Source organism: Exiguobacterium sp. s140 (assembly GCF_018617035.1).
Classification (GTDB): Bacteria; Bacillota; Bacilli; order Exiguobacteriales; family Exiguobacteriaceae; genus Exiguobacterium; species Exiguobacterium profundum.
Map to the genome: position 1 here is coordinate 75526 of NZ_JACSJK010000005.1, position 19446 is coordinate 94971.

General features: G+C 44.9%; 19 protein-coding genes and 1 pseudogene. 2 read left to right on the forward strand and 18 right to left on the reverse strand.

What is annotated here, in order from left to right:
- Position 1: 1 nt before the first annotated feature.
- The 15 genes from KNO61_RS15035 to pdxR all read right to left on the reverse strand — a co-directional run bounded on the left by KNO61_RS15035 (position 2) and on the right by pdxR (position 14861).
- On the reverse strand, positions 2-808 hold the full coding sequence (locus KNO61_RS15035) for a hypothetical protein (RefSeq protein WP_214734536.1): 807 nt from the start codon (positions 806-808) through the stop codon (positions 2-4).
- Positions 805-1485 carry an ATP-binding cassette domain-containing protein gene (locus KNO61_RS15040; protein WP_214758205.1) on the reverse strand — a complete coding sequence of 227 codons (681 nt, stop codon included), beginning with the start codon at positions 1483-1485 and terminating at the stop codon, positions 805-807. The genes KNO61_RS15035 and KNO61_RS15040 overlap by 4 nt, the downstream gene beginning before the upstream one ends.
- Entirely contained in the window at positions 1463-1855 is a 393-nt protein-coding gene (locus tag KNO61_RS15045) for a GntR family transcriptional regulator (RefSeq protein ID WP_214734535.1), read from the reverse strand. The genes KNO61_RS15040 and KNO61_RS15045 overlap by 23 nt, the downstream gene beginning before the upstream one ends.
- A 139-nt stretch (positions 1856-1994) precedes the next feature.
- Complete coding sequence (locus KNO61_RS15050; protein ID WP_214758207.1) at positions 1995-2585, reverse strand: kinase; 591 nt, start codon at positions 2583-2585, stop codon at positions 1995-1997.
- Positions 2586-2637: 52 nt separating this feature from the next.
- Positions 2638-4323, reverse strand: coding sequence for a b(o/a)3-type cytochrome-c oxidase subunit 1 (locus KNO61_RS15055; RefSeq protein WP_251030858.1), 1686 nt, complete (start codon positions 4321-4323; stop codon positions 2638-2640).
- The gene (locus KNO61_RS15060; RefSeq protein ID WP_214689167.1) at positions 4324-4794 is read right to left on the reverse strand and encodes a cytochrome c oxidase subunit II; all 471 of its coding nucleotides are present in this window, start codon (positions 4792-4794) and stop codon (positions 4324-4326) included.
- A 24-nt stretch (positions 4795-4818) separates the two neighbouring features.
- The gene (locus KNO61_RS15065) at positions 4819-4938 is read right to left on the reverse strand and encodes a cytochrome c oxidase subunit 2A (protein WP_224863290.1); all 120 of its coding nucleotides are present in this window, start codon (positions 4936-4938) and stop codon (positions 4819-4821) included.
- A gap of 179 nt (positions 4939-5117) precedes the next feature.
- Positions 5118-5828 (reverse strand): Crp/Fnr family transcriptional regulator, encoded by a 711-nt coding sequence (locus KNO61_RS15070; RefSeq protein WP_214689166.1) that lies wholly within the window; start codon positions 5826-5828, stop codon positions 5118-5120.
- 153 nt (positions 5829-5981) lie between these two features.
- The gene (locus KNO61_RS15075) at positions 5982-7367 is read right to left on the reverse strand and encodes an aldehyde dehydrogenase (protein ID WP_214873758.1); all 1386 of its coding nucleotides are present in this window, start codon (positions 7365-7367) and stop codon (positions 5982-5984) included.
- 152 nt (positions 7368-7519) lie between these two features.
- Positions 7520-8665, reverse strand: a complete 1146-nt coding sequence (locus KNO61_RS15080; RefSeq protein WP_214873760.1) for an MFS transporter — start codon at positions 8663-8665, stop codon at positions 7520-7522.
- A gap of 121 nt (positions 8666-8786) precedes the next feature.
- Positions 8787-9500: a purine-nucleoside phosphorylase gene (deoD, locus tag KNO61_RS15085; RefSeq protein ID WP_015880817.1), complete on the reverse strand. Its 714-nt coding sequence runs from the start codon at positions 9498-9500 to the stop codon at positions 8787-8789.
- A 15-nt stretch (positions 9501-9515) separates the two neighbouring features.
- Entirely contained in the window at positions 9516-10226 is a 711-nt protein-coding gene (locus KNO61_RS15090; RefSeq protein WP_078146332.1) for a response regulator transcription factor, read from the reverse strand.
- On the reverse strand, positions 10223-11974 hold the full coding sequence (locus tag KNO61_RS15095; RefSeq protein WP_078146331.1) for a sensor histidine kinase: 1752 nt from the start codon (positions 11972-11974) through the stop codon (positions 10223-10225). Before KNO61_RS15095 ends, KNO61_RS15090 begins: the two co-directional genes overlap by 4 nt.
- Positions 11975-12077: 103 nt before the next feature.
- Positions 12078-13292, reverse strand: coding sequence for a M48 family metallopeptidase (locus KNO61_RS15100; protein ID WP_214685557.1), 1215 nt, complete (start codon positions 13290-13292; stop codon positions 12078-12080).
- A 207-nt stretch (positions 13293-13499) separates the two neighbouring features.
- A complete protein-coding gene (gene pdxR, locus KNO61_RS15105) occupies positions 13500-14861 on the reverse strand; it encodes a MocR-like pyridoxine biosynthesis transcription factor PdxR (protein WP_240731282.1) in 1362 nt (453 codons plus the stop codon).
- A 92-nt stretch (positions 14862-14953) separates the two neighbouring features.
- On the opposite strand from pdxR, the gene KNO61_RS15110 reads away from it, so the two are divergent.
- Positions 14954-15526, forward strand: a complete 573-nt coding sequence (locus KNO61_RS15110; protein ID WP_078146328.1) for a GNAT family N-acetyltransferase — start codon at positions 14954-14956, stop codon at positions 15524-15526.
- A 183-nt stretch (positions 15527-15709) separates the two neighbouring features.
- Here the strand turns inward: KNO61_RS15110 and KNO61_RS15115 are convergent, their stop codons facing one another.
- Positions 15710-16438, reverse strand: a complete 729-nt coding sequence (locus KNO61_RS15115) for a MerR family transcriptional regulator (RefSeq protein WP_168169832.1) — start codon at positions 16436-16438, stop codon at positions 15710-15712.
- A gap of 59 nt (positions 16439-16497) precedes the next feature.
- Positions 16498-17358, reverse strand: coding sequence for an Hsp33 family molecular chaperone HslO (locus KNO61_RS15120; protein WP_214873763.1), 861 nt, complete (start codon positions 17356-17358; stop codon positions 16498-16500).
- 399 nt (positions 17359-17757) lie between these two features.
- Between KNO61_RS15120 and KNO61_RS17520 the strand changes: the two are divergent.
- Positions 17758-18197: pseudogene (locus KNO61_RS17520) on the forward strand (AAA family ATPase); the annotation flags it as partial.
- Positions 18198-18328: 131 nt separating this feature from the next.
- Here KNO61_RS17520 and KNO61_RS15130 read toward each other — a convergent pair.
- Positions 18329-19429, reverse strand: coding sequence for a PQQ-dependent sugar dehydrogenase (locus KNO61_RS15130; protein ID WP_214873765.1), 1101 nt, complete (start codon positions 19427-19429; stop codon positions 18329-18331).
- Positions 19430-19446 lie beyond the last annotated feature (17 nt).

The following is a 19446-nucleotide window of genomic DNA, read 5'->3' on the forward strand; positions in this document are numbered from 1 at the left end:
CTCACACATTCAATTTCGTCTGTAAAAATCTTCGACCTAGCCACATCGTCACACTCGTCCATACCATCAATACCACACCGACATACACAATCGTCTCATCGTAAATTAGTCGATTCGACAAGAACGCGTAACCTAAAACTGGAATAGTAAAGATGACAACTAGAATTGACAAGCTAAGTACCGGTGACCAGATCGTCCGCTGCCAGAAACTCCGTTCAATCAACACAAATGTGAAAACAAATAGGACAACGATGACAATAAATACTTGATGAATGATAAAGTTGATGAGCGAAGAAGGATACATCAGAGACAATATTCCCTGATACGACAGTGTTTGTTCAAATGATCCTTGAGTCGGAATCATCTTGTCATCGAACCAACTCGTGAACGCTATGTACTGCAATTTAAGGGCAATCCACTCAATGGCAAATAGTCCTAACGTCATCATTAGAATGGTGCCAAGTTTAGCAAAAAAGATGACCATCCGTTTTTGTGGCATCGTCAAGAGGCGTAGCATGAACGTCCCTCGTCCTTGAAAATCTCGATACCAGATCCATACGCTGTACAGTAACACGGCAGCGACGGCGATCCCGAGGGATAAAAGATATGGAGTCCCGTTCAAGTAACTGACAAACATCAATGGATAGTCCGCATTTCCTTCACGTCGCAACTGTTCATAAAAGTTTGTTTCGTCCCATAAAAAGTAACCGAGATATCCAAACTGTATAACGATAAGACCTGCGACTAATGTCAAGAACGGTTTCGTGACACGTTCAACTTCCCAACTCAATAGTTTCAATAGATTCATGCCCCGTACTCCTCTCTCATCACATCGACGATTGACTTCCCGTGAATGAAACGGACATCCTCGACGTCAAACTCACGAACGATGCGTCCGTTATTCAACATGACTGCCTTGTCGATCAAGTACTCGATATCCTCTATTTCATGTGTCGTAATGAGGACGCCCCGGTTCTCCATGATTTCACTTGAGAACAGTTCAACAATCTGTTCTTTCGAAAAGACATCGATTCCTGAGAACGGCTCATCGAGCAATAGATAATCTGGGTCTTGGGCAATGCCGAGCGCAAGATTCGCTTTGGCGAGCGTCCCTTTCGATAACTCGCTCAACTTATCTTCCGGGAATAATTTAAAATCTTCGACGAGACGAGCAAATAATGCCGAATCAAATGTCGGATAAAAATCTTTCATAAACGCCTCACATTGTTCAATCGTGAAATGAATTGGGAACATCGCATGGTCGGCGACAAAGGCGACACGATTCAAATCAATTGGTTTTCCATCAATCAATACCGAACCTTTGTCGAAAGGTGTCAATCCCATGATGCCTTTCAATAACGTTGATTTCCCCGTCCCGTTCAGCCCGATCAGGCATGTGATTTCCCCTTTTTTCGCTGTAAACGAAACGTCTTCAATGACTTGTTTCCGGCGATAGCGCTTTTTAACTCCCAACACTTCGATCATCGTACGTCCCCTCCTTGTACTGACGTTTAATCTTATCGACTAGCTCGTCTACCGAGACGTCGAGTTCTTGAATCGCTTCCACAAATACCGCAACCGCGTCATCTACAATCTCAGAACGGATTTGTGCCAATACCGTACCATCTGTCGTTACACGACTCGGGCGATTTCGTTCGGTCGTAATCAATTGTTGGTCCTCCATTTCTTTGAACGCTTTTTGAACGGTGTTCGGATTAATTTTTAAATCGTTTGCTAGTTCTCGCCGGGATGGCATTTCATCCCCAGCTTTCAGTTCACCGAGTGCCATCTTCTTCTTGAAGTAGTCGACGACTTGTAGGTAAACTGGTGCCCTCGTATTGAATTGCATGTTCATCACCTTTCTAAGTGTATGACATGGTTAATACACTTTCTAACTGTATTATTAGCGTAATACACTAAGACGTCAATCATTTTTTCAAATTTTCTCTAAACAAAAAACATCTGACACGTACGTCAGATGTTGAAACGTTCAGTCAGAGCACGATGTCTGCTCCTCTTTTCGGGTCGACGTGTTGAAGATACAAATCTTCCCCGGGCCAATATCTGCGCTTGTATTTCTCAAGCCGTGCCGTCGGATCACCGAGGTATGTATCCCGGTTCAATGCTCGCTCGTACCGAACTTTTCGGGGACAGTCGAGATAAATCACATAGTCGAAATAAGAACGCCATTCCGGACGTTGTAGAAAAATTCCTTCTACGACAACTGTATGTGCGAATGATATGTCCACGATCTCTTCTGCGATGATATCTCGTTCATACACGTAACGAGGTAACGTCAATTCCGTCATCCCATTCCTCAATGGACGAAACAGTTCACGTTCTAAGCGCGAGACGTCCCATTGAAGTACGTAATACTCCACCGGTTCAGGCTGTCCGGTCTGATAGCGTCTGTCCCGTTCAACGATATAGTCATCGATGTGAAGAACGTAAATACTCGGCTCATTGCTTAAATGTGAGACGAGCGTCGTCTTGCCCGCTCCGCTCAGTCCATCAATCGCCACGACAAACGGGCGATTGGCCGAGTGCATCGAACGCGCCGCAAGGATGACGTCTACTATGTTCATATCGTTCCTCCTCACACGAAAGAAGTCAGCTCACGAATGAGCTGACTTCAGTTTACCAGAGAACCCAACCACGCGCTCCTGGAGGCGCACTCTCAATCAAGTGCCAGATTGGAACGGTGTATGCAAATGCGATCAAGACGAACGTCACGGTAATCCATAGCTTCCAATTCTCGAAGTAACGCGGTGTATCCATCGCCGCCTCTTCTGTCTCGGCGAGCGGGAATTCTTCTTCGCCTTTTGGAGCGAGGAATGACAAGTTGAACATCGAGTAGACGAAGATGAGAACAGAGATGAACAAAATCGTTCCCCCGATTGCCATCATGACATGATATGGGATCCACTCACGCGTCAACGCATCCGAGAAATAAGTTGCCGGACCCGTACGACGTGGGTTCCCGTTCAATCCTGAGATATGCATCGCATACGACATGATCGCCATACCGAACGCCCATGTTCCTGCTTGAATCAATCCAAGCTTGTTCATCGCCTTCGTCAACGTGCGACCGCGTAGGACTGGGACGAGCCAGTACGCTGTTCCGAAGAAGGTTAAGGCAACGGCAGTTCCGACTGTGATGTGGAAGTGTCCTGTGACCCAAAGCGTATTGTGGACCATTGCATTCAATTGGTGCGAAGCATTGATGATTCCACCTGCACCGGCCGGGATGAAGAACAACATTCCAACGAAAGGAGCAAGGAAGCGAACGTCGCCATACGGCATTTTCTTCACCCATCCGAACAGCCCTTTCGCGCCGAGCGCACGTCCACGAAGTTCGAACGTCGCAAAGAGCGAGAATGCAGTCATGAATGAAGGGATGACGACCAAGAACGTCAAGATGACTTGAACGAACTTCCAGAACGGTTCAATCCCTGGCTCTGTCAACTGATGGTGGAAACCGACCGGGAATGAGAAGAGTAAGAACAGCAAGAACGTCATCCGTGCCAACGCATCCGAGAAGATTTTCCCACCAATCACTTTCGGTACGACCGTATACCACACGATGTATGCCGGCATGAGCCAGAAATAAACGAGCGGGTGACCGAAGTACCAGAACAATGTACGAGATAACTCGATTCCGACTGTATCCGTCCATCCTAACGAGAGCGGAAGGAGCTGGAATAAAATCGTGGCTGCGACACCAAGTGTCGCAATGTCCCAAAGAAGCATCGTCATGATACTCATATAAGCCGGAAGTGGTGGATGAACACCAGGATTGTCACGCTTGTAATCCGCATACATTCGGAACATCGCAAATGACGACAACCATGTCCCGACTACGAATAACACGAGTCCGACATAGAAGAGCGGATCTGCCATGAGCGGCGCATAAAACGTATATAAGACCGTCCCTTTATTGGCCAAAATCATGACAGTTACCATGACAGCACCGATGATGATCGTCCAAAAACCGAGCCACGCGACACGCGTCGGGAATGCTTCAAAGCGACCGAACGATTTCGCGAGTAACGCATATAAAAGACCGATAATGAACATCGTCGTAAAGACGAGTCCAAGCATGATTCCGTGTGCAGTCAGAAGTTGATAGTATCCAAAGATTTCAGGAATGACACCCGTCCGAATCAATGTCTGAGTCAATCCAGCTAGCGCCCCAATCAAGATGGCGAGAATGGATACGAGAATGTGTCCGTAGGCAAGACGTGACTCTTTGGCTCCGATACTCGGAACCGGTACGCCGCGTTCCATCTCCCATTGCTTCAGTTTAGAAGATACGTCATTCATTTATTCCACCACCTTGATTTTAGTCGACATCATATGATGCCCTGTACCGCAATATTCGTTACATAAGATTAAAAATTCGCCAGCTTCCTCGAATGTGTATGTCAACGAGTTGATATGTCCCGGGACGATCATCATGTTGACCGGTGTACCCGTCAACTGAAATCCGTGGACGACGTCAGGTGATGTCACGAGGAACGTCACTTTTGCCCCTTTTGGGATTTCAACATTCCCTGGTGTGAACGTAAACGCTTGTGCAATCATGACGAGCTCGTATTCATTTTCACCAATTTTATGAAGTCCTGGTTTGTCGAACGGAGCCGTCTGATTTACTTTTGCCGGGTCAATCAAGTCTGCATCCGATGCGGGTTGATTACCTGCCGCGAATGCGGATACCCCGAGAACAGTCAGGAAGACCGCGAGTAGAATGATGCCGAATGTAAGCCAATATTTTTCTAGTTTATGAATATGCATAATGAAACCCTCCCCCCTGAATTCTTATCGAGTGACGAATAAGTAAAAGACTGATGACCACATGGCGATGATGACACCCGCCACGATCATGACCGATGTGAACGTTCCTTTTAAATTCGGTTCTTGTCCATCTTTATGTTCCACGTGTAAGACCCCTTTCGCTTGTTTTTCCACTTTTATTGTATGCAATCGCTTAGGCGATAATATGTGATATTTATCACTCAAAAAGTGACAATCACATCAATTTTGCGTAGTTTCAACACATAAAGTTCACATTTGTACAAAACCAATCCACAAAAAAAACCGCCTCCACATGGGGCGGTTTATAAACGACATATTCCTGCCGGGCAGCCTTCGCAATGGCACAGCTCTTTTAAAAAGTCGACATCGCGAATGATGATTGATTTCGTTGTTGTGCTGATGACCCCTTCTTTTCGCCACTGACTGATCAACCGATTCACCGTCTCACGCGGTGCACCAATCAACTGTCCGAGTTCTCCGTCAGACGGATGACGAGGAATCACGATTGCATCTTCTTCCTCCACTCCATGCATCGCGGCCATTCGAAGAAACGTCGAAGCCAATGCCCCAGGTTTTCCGTACAACAATAAGTCACGCACTTTCATCTCGGAGTGCTTACGCATCATCGATGTCCAGCGCAAGATTTCTCCGGCAAAACGGATATCGCGCTGCATGAGCGACTCTAGCTCTCGTTTTGAAATCGTCCCGATGGTACTCTCTTCGGTCGTTTCGATGCTATACGAACTAGGGAATGTCTCCACGATGTCAAACTCACCAAAGAAATCATCCGATCCATACATGAACATGACGAGTGGATTTCCCTTTTTCGTGATTTTCGTGAATTTGACAGAACCACTCTTCAAGTAAAAGAACTTATCACACTTTTCACCTTCCCAACACACGATACTCGCTTTTGGGTGATGTTGAAGCGTCATCATTTCGAGTAACAGCTGTTTCGTTTCGTCTGAGAATACAAAACTGTTCGGTTGGGTCGTTCCACATTGCATTGACATAGGTCGGTGCTCCCTCCACGTTTCATTCGTCCGTTCCATTTATGACTTTATTATACAGGAGTGTGACAGGGAGTATCATAAAAGTATGTGACATTTCAAACAATCTTTTGAAAATAAAAAGATTCGGGTGTGACCCCGAATCTCTTGATCGATTCATCGTTGAATCAGTCGAATCAATTGTTCAGCCGGTTTGAAGTTCGGATACCGGACCGGTAAATCAAATTTCGTCGTATTCTTTAAAATAGACTTCGCATGACTGAACGTCTCAAAACTCGTTCGCCCATGATAAGCTCCCATTCCGCTCTCGCCCACTCCACCGAACGGTAGATTCGGGTTCGTCAAATGCATGATGACATCGTTCACGCACCCGCCACCAAAGGAAAGGTGCTTCATGACGGTTCTCTCCACGTCCTTCGACTCAGTAAAGAGATAGAGCGCCAATGGGTGTGGTCGGTCCGAGATGAACTCGATCACTTCGTCCAATTGACGATATGGAATGACTGGTAAAATCGGACCGAAAATCTCATCTTTCATCACATCAGCATCTTCATGAAGATTCGTCATGACGGTCGGCGCAATTTTAAGCTCATCTCGGTTCGTCTCTCCACCGAACACAAGGTCCCCTTCTGTCAAATAGTGAGACAAACGGTCGAAGTGCGATTCATTGACGATGCGCGTGTATCGTTTCGTGCCGACACCATTCCCAAACATCGCAAACGCCTCTTGTTTAATCGCTTCTAAAAATGCGTCTTGTTGCGATTCGTGGACGAGTACATAGTCTGGTGCGACACATGTTTGACCGGCGTTCATCCATTTCCCCCAGGCGACACGTTTTGCCGCAATGGAGACGTTCGCATCTCCGTGAACGATGACTGGTGATTTCCCACCTAGTTCGAGCGTGACTGGTGTCAGATGCTTCGCTGCCGCCTGATTGACGATTCGACCGACTTGCGTCGATCCCGTGAAGAAGATATAGTCCCATTTTTGTGCCAACAGTTCTTGCGCTGTGTCTTTATCCCCTTCGACACTTGCCACATATCGATCGGTGAAGGCACGCTCGAGCACCTGTGTCAGGACACGCGCCACATTCGGCGTCAATTCTGAAGGTTTGACAACGGCTGTATTCCCGGCCGCAATCGCACCGATAAGCGGAGCAACAGCCAATTGGAATGGATAATTCCATGGAGCGATGATCAACACCGTACCGTACGGCTCATACTGAATCTCACTCTTCATCCCAAGATGAATCGCCGTCCCACGGACACGCTTCGGACGCATCCACCGCTTCAATTCACGCATCGTTCGTGAAATCTCATCGTAAATAAATCCGATTTCTGTCGTATACGCATCCAATTCGGATTTGTTCAAATCTTCGCGAAGTGCCTCAAGCAAATCCGCTTCATAATGCTTAATGGACTCCTTTAAAAACGTCAGCATGCTCAAACGAAATGCCATCGATTTTGTCGCCTGTGTTTTAAAGAAACGGCGCTGTTTTTGGACTAGCTCGTCAATCGTCAACTGTTCAATCGGTGCCAGCATGAACTTTCCTCCTTAATGATTCATCACATTTATCTCATTTTATCATCGTGTGAAACGTGAATCTAAAAAAACGCTTTCATCAACCTACTATAATACAAAGCGTTTAAATGTTTAAACGCTTAATCGTAGAGTAAGTGATTGCTTCCCTCGTGTCAAAACATCCGTACTCTTTTTCGCGCGCTGATTAGAAAGAGCAGGCTTGCGCTCCCTAAAATCAAGCCGGTCAGTGTGAACTGCTGGACGATCGAGAGTGGAAGAACACTTAAGAATGATGACCCCGCTACCGTTCCGAGAGAGAAAAAGGCATAGAACGCCCCGTATGCTTTCCCTCGATTTTGTGGAGAGGTCGATTGGATCAACAACGTATTAATGGCCGGGAATAAAATGGCAAACCCGACACCATATAAGGCAAGTACCCCATACAGGCTAGTTTGTACACCCGATTGTCCAATTAACACCTGGCTTATCCCGATGATAGCCACCCCAAGTGCGGTCAACTTTGTCGGAGAGAATCGATCAAACAATCCGTTCGTCGGCAATAAAAAGAACAGGACGGCTACCACGCCGAACATACTGAGCAATGTCCCGCTCAATCGTGAATCATATCCAAGTTCCTGCACATGGAGCGGCAGTAAAAAGGCGAGCGCCCCTTGAGAAAACATGAGGAAAAAAGCGCCCCAATAGGCACGAAGCACTTTCGGATCCGGTTTTTCCCGTGTCCTCTCTTTTTCTATTATTGTCTCGACCGTTTGACTTCCTCGCATTGTCACAATCGTCACGATGAGAATCACCCAACCGAATAAAGAGACGAATAAAAAGACAGTTGGTGGCGATGTGATGCTTGCGACGATACCGCTGAATGCTGGACCGATAATGGCAGCTAACCCGACGAAACTACCGGTAATGGCGACTTTCTTACCTTGACGGTTCATCGCGGTGACGTTCGCCGACAGCGTAAATGCAGCTGGGACGATGAGTCCGGCCATAAAGCCATGAATACACCGTACAAACAGCAACATGGATGCTGAGTCGACGAACTGATAAGCCAATAAACTGAAGCTCGTCAGAAACAAGCCGAGAACCAAAACTCGATATGGACCATTTCTGTCAGTCCATATACCAGATAACATATTTCCAAACGTGTTCGTCAACGAATAGATTGCAATGGAAAAGCCAGCGATAAACGAGGATGCCCCAACGGATACCGCAAACGTGCTCATGATCGGAAGTTGGGCGAATAAATCAAAAAAGGCAAAGAATACGATGGCATATAATATAAAACGTGGTGGAGTTTTCATCGGACAATTCCTCTTTCCCGTGATCTTATTCTTAGTCTAGCTGGTGCTCCACCCGTTTCATAGGGATGAATAGGTTTAGACACAAAAAATCCCTACAGCCAAAGGCTATAGGGAAAATCGCTTAGTTTGTTACTTCGACGGCTGTGTCGAGAGCGACACGAATCATTTCATCAAATGTCGACTGACGCTCTTCTGAAGTCGTCTCTTCACCCGTCAACAAGTGGTCAGAGATCGTGAGGATCGTCAACGCGTTCACTTTATGTTTCGCTGCAAGCGTGTAAAGACCTGCTGCTTCCATCTCGATTGCGAGGCAACCGAAGTCCGCCCATTTCTTGAAGTGATGGAAATCATCTTGATAGAATTGGTCAGCCGTGAAGATTTGTCCGACTTTGACCGGGATACCCGCCTTCTCTGCGTTCATATACGCACGATGTAGGAGGTCGAACGTCGCTGTCGGCGCATAGTCCATGCCGTTGAAACGGACACGGTTTTGTCCCATTTCACTTGATGCGCTCATCGCGATGACAACGTCACGCACTTTAACATCTTCTTGAATTCCGCCCGCTGTTCCGACACGAATCAAGTTTTTAGCACCGTACGACATGATGAGTTCGTTCACGTAAATCGACATCGATGGGACACCCATCCCCGTACCTTGAACCGAGATCCGTTTGCCTTTGTATGTTCCCGTGAAGCCGTACATGCCACGAACTTCGTTATATAATTCGACGTCTTCTAAAAACGTTTCCGCGATATACTTGGCGCGAAGCGGATCCCCTGGAAGTAATACCGTTTCTGCAATTTGTCCTTCTTGAGCTCCAATGTGTACACTCATGTTTGAATTCCTCCTTTAAGCTTGTCGTTGAACTTGTTCCCGAAATTCGTTCGGAGTAACACCGACTTGTTTTTTAAAGACCTTTCGGAAATATTTGTCGTCCGAAAAGCCGACTGCTTGGGCGACTTCATAGATACGCTGTCTACTCGTTCCTAACAGGCGCTTTGCTTCGTTCATCCGAATCGTCAACACGTACTCAGATAGATTCACGCCATATTGTTGTTTAAATCGTCGTGAGATATACTCCCGACTTAAGTAAAACCGTTCACTCATTCCTTGCAAACTCAGTTCTTCCGCAAAGTGTTGTTCAATATACGTCCCGATTTGGGCAATCGGATCTTCACTCGACTCCTTCACCACGTCCGCTAACGCGCGTGACAACGTATCGTTTAATATATCGGGGTCAATCGGTTTCAAAAGATAATCAAAGCTTCCGTATTGGATGGCCCGACGCATGTACGAATACTCATCGTAACCTGTCAACACAACGAGCTTAGAGAATGAAGCGTGGTCGTGTACCCACTCCATCAGCTCGATTCCATCACAATGTGGCATTTGAATATCCGATAGAATTAAAGCCGGTCGTTCCTGCTCGATGAGCGCCTTTGCCTCAAGCCCGTTCTTCGCCTCGAGTACGGCCTTCACACCGAACCGCTCCCATTCGCCGAGTAATTTTACCGCTTCCCTTACTGGAGATTCATCATCTACAATCAACACTTTCGTCATGATGCCACACCTTCATCCGTTGCCGGGAAACGCATCATGATTCGAAAACCGCCTGTTTCAGGTGTAGCCAACATAAATTCTGCCTCCCGATTATAGTTTAACATGAGTCGATCACGAATGTTTCGTAATCCTGTGCCCTCTGTGTCATAAAATGTCGAGTCCCCTTGTTCAATCCGTGACATGACCCGTTCCCACTCTTCCGTCGTCAAGGAACGTCCACTGTTCTCACAGCGAATCACGAGTGTCGCCCCTTCCATCCAAATCATCACGTCAAATCGATTCGCCAACGCCGAGCCGTCTCGTTCGAACCCATGTTTGAAAAAGTTCTCTGCGAGCGGCTGTAAAATCATCTTAGGAACAATCAGTTCATGGAGGTCCTGAGGGATTGAAACGTTCACTTGAAACTGATTTGGAAAACGTACGTCTTGTAGGCGAATATATGAGTTCAAATGCTCGATTTCTCTCTTTAGCGTGACCATCGACTCTTCAGGATGCATCGTATATCGCATCATCGAAGAGAGTTGTGTGATCAATCGATAGACGGTTTTTCCATCTCCCTTTAAAGCGAGTGTACCGATCGACTGTAGCGCATTGAATAAGAAATGCGGATTGGTTTGCGCCTGTAAGGCACGTAGTTCATTTGTTCGGTTCTCTAAGGCAAGCTTATACTCCCGTTGAATCAAATCATCGATTCGCTCAATCATCCGCTTGAACTGTCTCCCGAGTACGCCGAACTCATCATTTCCGAGGGAATCGAACGAGACCGTCATATCGCCTTGCTCAATTCGCCAAATGTTCGAGGTCAACGTCTTGATTGGAGTCGTCAGTTTCATCGAGGCGTACGTGGCACCGATCAACGCCAGAATGAGGGAGATGATTCCGACTAACAAAATAATGAACGATGTTCGTGAAGCCGGCTCCGTCAAGAGCTGATCTGGAATCGACTTCCCGACATAGAACTGCTGATGGTCGAACTCAAACGTTTTCGTGATTTGATGATGTTTTCCATCGGTCGAGAGCGACCTCGGTTGAAACGAAGAAGGAATCTCGCCATTTCCAAGATGGGCGAACACACGATTGTCCTCACCAACGAACCATAGACTTTCCTCCGGACTATTTTGAAGAGAAGCCAACTGTCCGATGAACAGATCTTCCGGGATATCGAGAGACAGAATCGCGAGCGGTTCGTCCGTTTCAATTTTATCGAGTCTGAAATGGAGGGTGACGACATCTTCTTGTGTCATGATTGGTCCGAAATCATGATACGGAATGAGCGGATGTGATGCTTCAAGCAGGACACGACTTTTCGGATTATTCAACAACTGTCGTTGGACAGCGCTCGGTTCTTTTTTGGAACGCGGTGATACTTTCATTTTATACGCTGCGAACGAATCCATGTCTTCAAGCATCAACAGCTGAATTTGCGCCACGTCTTCCCGGGACAAATACATCGCGAGGAGCGCTCGTCGCACTTCAATCTCCGTTTCTCTTAACGATAGTCCCGGTCCGTATTCCAATATGTCCAATACGTCACGATCCGCGTATAGGCTCGTCGGCAAGCGACTCAAGTCAGAGATATAGCGTTCCATCTGACGCGTCCCCCGTTCAAGCGACCATTCCGTCATTTCTAGACCGCGTTCACGTTCTCGATCCTCCACATACCAAAATGAAATGATTGTCGCGATAATGACTGGCACGATGATGGTTAATGCAATCATTCCCGTTAACTTTGTCCGAATGCTATTCACCGCTATCCCCCCTACCTCATGAGTATATCACGCACTATGCAAACGTTTGCAAGAATCCTAAAAAAGAATCCTCGTTTCTTTCGAAACAAGGATTACGCGACGATTAATACGATTCCATTAAATCAATGAGTTGTGGACCGTGTCCCATTTCTCGCGCCACATCAATCGGTGTCATACCTTCTTCGTTCTCAATGGTCACGTCTGCACCGTGATCAAGTAAGAGACGGACCGTCTCAGGATCGACGTCATCATTATAGAACAAGTTATGGAGCGGTGTTTCCCCATAATCGTCTTGAATGTTCACATCCGTCACGTTTGCCAGTTCCGCTTCAATTTCTTCATAACTCGCATTCATGAACGTCAATTCTTGAATCGGTTCTCCTAATTCCATTTCCCAATCCTCTTCGAAATCCTCGCTCATGGCCGATGCGACAAAATCAGATAAATCATCGTTCATGACGAGTAAGGCGATGATGGCTCCGTTTCCGATGACAGTCAATAGAATCATCGAAATGATAGAGGCTTTCACATATCCCGCTGTTTTAAAGACCGGTACGTTTTCTTCGCCCGCATGTGTCGCAATCGCCGCGATGCGTTTTGGTAACGTCGGATGCGTCGACAACAGTTCACTATATTTCGCGATGAATCCGTTCTCCCGGCTCGCTTCATACAGATAGTCAAACTCATTCACTTCTTTCGCGAGCGGTCCCCCGATCGCAAGTACGGTCAACGCTTGTTTCGCCGCTCCAAAATCTTGAAGATAATGCGCTGCCATCCGGTCACACGTATACTCACATGCACGCGAATAAGCTGATCCTAAAAACGGAATGATGCTACCAAGTAAGACAACCCATTGTTTTTGAACGTGGTTCCGACGAATATGTGCCAATTCATGTGCGATGACAAACTCGACTTCTTTCGTCTGTCCAGTACGTGTCAATTCCACGACATCAGAATATAAGATGACCATATTCTTTTGGAAGAATCGCGTGGCGAAAGCATTTAACACACCACCGGCCTGTAAAATATACACATCTGGCAACAACCGAATCCCCATCTCAGCCCCGACGCGTTGAACCAGCTCATGAAGCTCTGTGAACTGACGAGGCGTCACCTTGACACCGTTCGTCCGAATATACCCGATCTGAATCCAGTGCGTAAACATTGAGAGTGCTACGATCGTCCCGATGATCCACAAGAAAAGACCGAACGATGCAATCGTCAGTACGATTCCTAAAATCAAGACGAGTACGCTTGCTGCGACTAATAATGAGAAGTATAAATTTTCTCGTTTATGTACCAAGTTTGAATGATTCATCTAAATTCCCCTTCTTTTTCCAAAATACATGTTTAATTATACCGTTCCTTCCAGAAGAAACAACGTGTTACTTCTACTGTTATTTTGCGATGATTTTAACCGTCATCTTGCACTTAAAAGTGTGTGTTAGGTGACGAACGTTCGTAAAATGATTTGACACATTTACGAACGCTTGATAGATATGAAACCTATTCTTAAGACTTTAACTTAGGGACTTTTCCAGACCGATGCAAGCGATTGAATGCCCTTCCGAATTTCTCCAACACTCAAAGCCCCGTATCCGATGATCACTCGGTCGGTGGATTTGGTTTCTTGATACATATGGGATACGGCATCAACTGCAATGCCAAGCGAATGCGCCCTTGCAATTGCTTCTCGTTCCGTTAAGAAGGCAGGTAATTGGACAATGATATGCAATCCAGCCTCATCTCCTCTAACAGAAAAATCTTCTCCTAAAAATTCATCTATCGCTTCAATCAAGCACTTTCTCTTTGAGCGATAAAGGGTTCGCATTTTGGCGATGTGCTTCTCATATCTACCTGTCTTAATGAATTCTGCAACAACTAACTGATCGATTTTGGAAACAGTGGATTTCTGCAGTGCATTGAATGCTTCATATTCTTTCACTAAAGATAAGGGGAGGACAAGATAACTGATTCGAATAGAAGGCAGTAAGGTTTTTGAGAACGTACCAAAATAAATAACTTGATTTAAAGAGTCTAAATGAGCCAACGTTGGAATGGAGGCTCCTCGGTAACGGAATTCCGAATCATAATCATCTTCCACGATGTAACTGGAAGATGCTTTTGCCCATGTCAACAACTCAAGGCGCCTGTTGATCGACATTATGGTGCCAAGTGGATATTGGTGAGCTGGAGTTGTATAAAGAAGTGTCACTGGCTGTTTCGGTACGGTACAGCCTTCAGAATCCAACCTTAGAGGTAAAACAGGTATGTTTAATTGGTGAAAAACCGCATTTGCCCGAATAAAGCCAGGTTCCTCGATTCCTACTTTAGAAGGAATGAGGAATTGACACAGACAACTTAATTGTTGTTGAGTGCCACTGAAAACATAAATTTGTTTTGCATGGCAATGCAATCCTCGGGATCGGCGCAAATAGTTTGCAATTTCGTTCCGTAATTCCGGTTCCCCTTGCCAAGCACCATTCGCAATATGGGCAGGAGCCAGAAAATTTTGATACAGGCGATTCCAAATTTTGTATGGAAATTCTGTTGGATCAACTTGTCCGTTTCTAAAATTTAAGGACTCTTCTTTTATCGTTGGCAGTAATTCTTCTTTTTGAAGGGCAGCTTTTTCTTGGAAGGGGACTTCAATCTCCCCTATAAAATAACCTTGTCTCTCTGTTGAATACAGGTAACCTTCACTCAGTAATTGGGCATATGCTTCCTGTACGGTAAATACACTGACATTCAATTGATTGGCTAATTCGCGTTTAGAGGGCATTCTTGAGTGCGCTTTTAACTGTTGTTGTAGAATGAGCTGTTTGATGTGTTCATAAATGGCCATATATTTTGTGGTTCCCGATGGAAACGTTACTTGCAGTTCCACTCCAAACACTCCTTGGTATGTAAATTTTACTCCGAATTGGTTATGTTAAGCATACCAGAAATGAAGTGTAATGATAGAAAGGAGTGAGGGAAATGAAAACCTTAGAGAATGAAGTTGTCAAGCTAGTGCCGATGGAAATCAGTCATATAGAAGGAATATGGGAGGCAGCGAATAACCATGAAATTTGGGAACATATGTCGGTGGATTTGACGGACAAAAGGAACGTTGAACAATATGTACAAGACGCTCAAAAAAAGAGAGCAGCTGGAACAGAGTTTGCTTTTGTGATTGTAGATATCGAGACAAAGAAGATCATTGGGGCCACCTGTTTTCTCGACATTTCCATGCCACACAAAAGATTAGAGATTGGTTCAACTTGGCTAAATCCCAAAAGTTGGCGAACGAACATCAACACCAATTGCAAGTTTTTACTGTTGACGTATTGTTTTGAAGAACTGGGATTGAATCGCGTTCAAATCAAGACAGGTCATGAAAACATCCGTTCACAACGCGCCATTGAAAGAATAGGAGCCATTAAAGAAGGGATTTTAAGGAACCACATGATTCGCAAAGAAGGAACAATTCGACATACCGTCATGTACAGTGTGACAAAAGAGGATTGGCCACAAGTCAAAGAACGCTTCCACAAGATACTAATAGATTAATAATTTATACCACATCTGTATTTGAGACCTATTTCAGTTTTGAGTTTGTAATCTAAGGATAAGGCGACCTATAAAGAGTAGTTTACATATCACGAGATTATCAGCAGTTCTCTAAAAACCAACAAAAAAAAGGAAGAGGAGAAGCTTTATAACCAGCTTTTCCTCTTCCTTTTTTCTCTAACATTACTTAGGATTCAATGCTTTATTGATGAATTGGTATAGCTCGCCATCTATTTCATATTGCAGTTCGTTCCCTGGGTTTTCGGCGTGGAAATGTTCGGCTTGCTTGCGGAAAGTCCTATCGTCTTCGGAAAAGGCATTCACGATGTCATTCCATTTTTTCGCTAAATCTTGGACTTTTTTATCGGAAGGAGAAGCGCCCTTTTCTTTTTCCAAACGAATTTCCTTGATAAGACCGTTAAATTCTTGCTCTGCCTGCTTTAAAAGTTGTTTGTCGGCATTTTCATATCGGCTTTCCATGGTATCCAATTGCTGCTTCGAAAAGTATTTTTCCTTATTCATTTTCAGCGCCTCCATTAATTTAGTAAGTTCTGAAATCGAGAGGGTCCGATTGCTGTGTGCAGCGGATAACGCATTTTCCAACTCGGCTACTAGTTTTTGCTGAACCTCTATCTCTTTTTTGACTCGAGAAATTTGGGTTTGCAAAATCTCCGCAACGGTTTGTTCCTCTGGATTAGACAACAGAAGTTGTATTTCTTCTAATGACATTCCCATCTGCTTTAAGGACAAAATTGGCTGAAGACGTTCCAAATCTGCTTTCGTGTAAAGCCGATGCCCTGACTCCGTATACTGAGAAGGTGAAAATAAACAGATTTGATCGTAATAGCGTAAAGTTCGAATGGTTAAACCCGCCAATTCTGCAACTTCTCCGACTTTCCAATGTTCCTTCATTCGCTTAGCCTCCATTTAACAACATTTCTATTCACCAACTAAAAACGAGAAATTCGAAGTTAGAAGAGTTGCTGCATCTCCTTTTGATCAAACGTATAGGTTTTCCCGCAAATATGGCAAAAAGCTTCAATGTCTTCCTTTCGTTCAATGCTCCGTTTGATCTCCTCTTCACTCAAGGAATAAAGCATGCCATAAAACATTTCTTTGCTGCATCCGCAGAAAAATTGACTGGAGCTATGGCCGATAATTTTTGCATCCTCAAACAACTGGGTTAACGCTTCTTCGCTGTCACTCGCTTCTTCAGCGTTTAGTTTACTGGAAATATCTGGATTGGATTTTACAATCATTTTCACTTCTGAAAGCAATTGTGGTGGTGCACCGGGAAGAAGTTGTGCATACAGTGCATGACTGGAAAGAAGGGAAGCTTCATTATCCAACTGAATGTCGGAATAAAGATAGGTCGGCGTCTGATCACTCTGCACAAAATAGTTGGCGATATCATCCGTGATATGTTGATTTGGCATATCGGTAATGCTGGTGAATTGATTCATCTCAGAACCCTTTATGACACGGATCATCCCAGAAGGTCCAATCAAATCTTGCATCGACTTTTCTTCTGTATCAGAAGATCTCAAAAGTTCATCGTTCAAGTATCCTCTGACATTTCCATTCGCTTCGGCTTCCGCAAAAATCTTATGGTGAGGGTTACTCAACGTTACCTGGATGCTCATGCGCTGGTTCCCTTTGAGCGTGCCAGAGAGTATGCTCATCGCTGATACCGTTTTACCCAACATGAGTTTAAGAGATTCAGGAAGTTCCTGGTTTAAGGCAAAGATGTCTCGAAGCAGCTGGGTATTATCAATAAAATATAAACGTATCTGCTCTTCGTAGATCAATGCCTTAACAATGGTATTTTCCACAATAATTCCTCCTTTTACAAAAGTAAGCTAGTTTCACTATAAGACATTACCTTACGTAAGGTTCAAGGGGTAAATACCATTTTTACAATATTTCTTTTTTAGTTAACATATGAGAGATTATTGGAAGCTTTTATAAAAGAGTTTATATTTCTAAAAACCAGTTTCTTTTTTAAGGTTACTGGTTTTTTAAAATTCTATTCAAAATTACTACTACTCTATTATTACTTACTTCTATAACCCATATAAAACTACTGCCATACACTTTTTTATACTGCCCCTGCAGTCAGTGCTTCCAGAATGACAAGCGAGATTGGTTTAATAGACAGCAAACTAAATATGGTGAAGTCTATCTATCAATCTATGGTTACTGAAGAAGAGCCGCAATTTACGGTCAATTCTTTCGAGGGCATTGACTTGCTCATAATAGATGAAATTGATCGTTTAAAACTGCAAAATTTAGAACAACTTCGGAATATTTACGATCAAAACGACATAGCGATCATATTTATTGGCATGCCGGGCATCGAAAACGGTTGTCCCGTTATCCTCAACTGTACTCCAGGATTGGATTTGCTCATGAATTTGACCGATTAAGTAAAGATGAAACGCACCATTTGCTGACCTATAAATGGCAAGAACTCGGCTTACCTATAAAGCTGGAGGACTTCTCAGATTATGAAGCTTTGGCCAGTATAATCAAAATTACTAACGGGAATTTTCGACTGATTCAAAGGTTATTTTCACAAATTGAAAGAATTCTAGAAATTAATCAGCTTACTTCAATTACAACAGAAGTGGTCGAAGCTGCACGTGACAGCCTAGTTATCGGTATCAAATAATTAGAAAAGCTATCTCCCTAGCACAGAGGGAGATAGCTTTTTCATGCAAAATAATACTTTAATAAAACGCAAAATATAATTAGAAGTAACAAAACAACGAAAAAAATAGAAACTGACGGATTCGTCAGTTTCTAGCGGATGGTCACTTGATAGAGTTTGTCGTCTTGTGATAGTGGATTGCCTCGTCCGTCCGTATTGTTCGAAATAAAATACAACGTATCGTCGTCCAACCACACATCCCGAATCCGTCCTACCCCTTCGACAATTGTCGTGACTTGCTTCGTTTCACGATCGATGGCCACGAGCCGCTCATTCCGAAGGGTCGCCATGTATACGTACCGTTCATCGGTCGCAATTCCAGATGGTGCCCAAGACGTCTCACCAACTTCAAACCATGGCGTGATGAGACCTTCTCGTTCCTCGTTTGCCTCAATGAGTGGCCATCCATAATTGTTTCCTTCTTCTATCACGTTGACCTCGTCATGTCCACTCGCCCCATGCTCACTCGCATAAAGCGTATCATCCATCCGACTGAGTCCTTGAGGGTTTCGATGACCAAGCGAATAAATCCAGTCGGTCGGTTCGCCTTCACCCGATAATGGAATTCGTAAAATCTTCCCCGCCAAAGATGACTCATTTTGAGCAAGTTCTGGCACGAGCGCATCGCCCGTCGTCACCCAAAGATACGCTCCATCGACTAATAGACGTCCACCGTTATGGAAACGTGCCCCTGGTATCTCGTCAATCAAGACACCAGTTTCCTCGAAGCGTTCTCCATCCCACGTCAACTCTACCACCCGGTTCTTGACGTCTCTTCCCGATGAACCGTACGTATGATATGCGTAAAGGATGCCACTCGATTCAAAATCGTCGCTCAGCGCGATGCCGAGGAATCCTCCTTCACCAATCTCAAATACGTCTTCGTCCAAGTTCACGTCAGATTGCGTCGCGCTACCGGAATCATCGATTACCGTGATGGTCCCACCACGTTCCGATACGAACCATTTATCCGCACTTCGAGCGAGTGACCACGGGATCTCTAGATTCTCAGCGACGGCGGTCACTTCCCCGATGTTCAGTTCCGTCTCTTTAGTGGTATTCGATTCTTCAGATGTTGCCGACTCATCACGAGTCGATTCTTCAGCAGGTGGTGGCTCCGTACCTTCGTTCGTCGGTTCTGGCGTACATCCCATAAGAAACAATAGTGTCACAATCCCAATTTGACGTTTCATGTCGGTTCGCCTCCCTT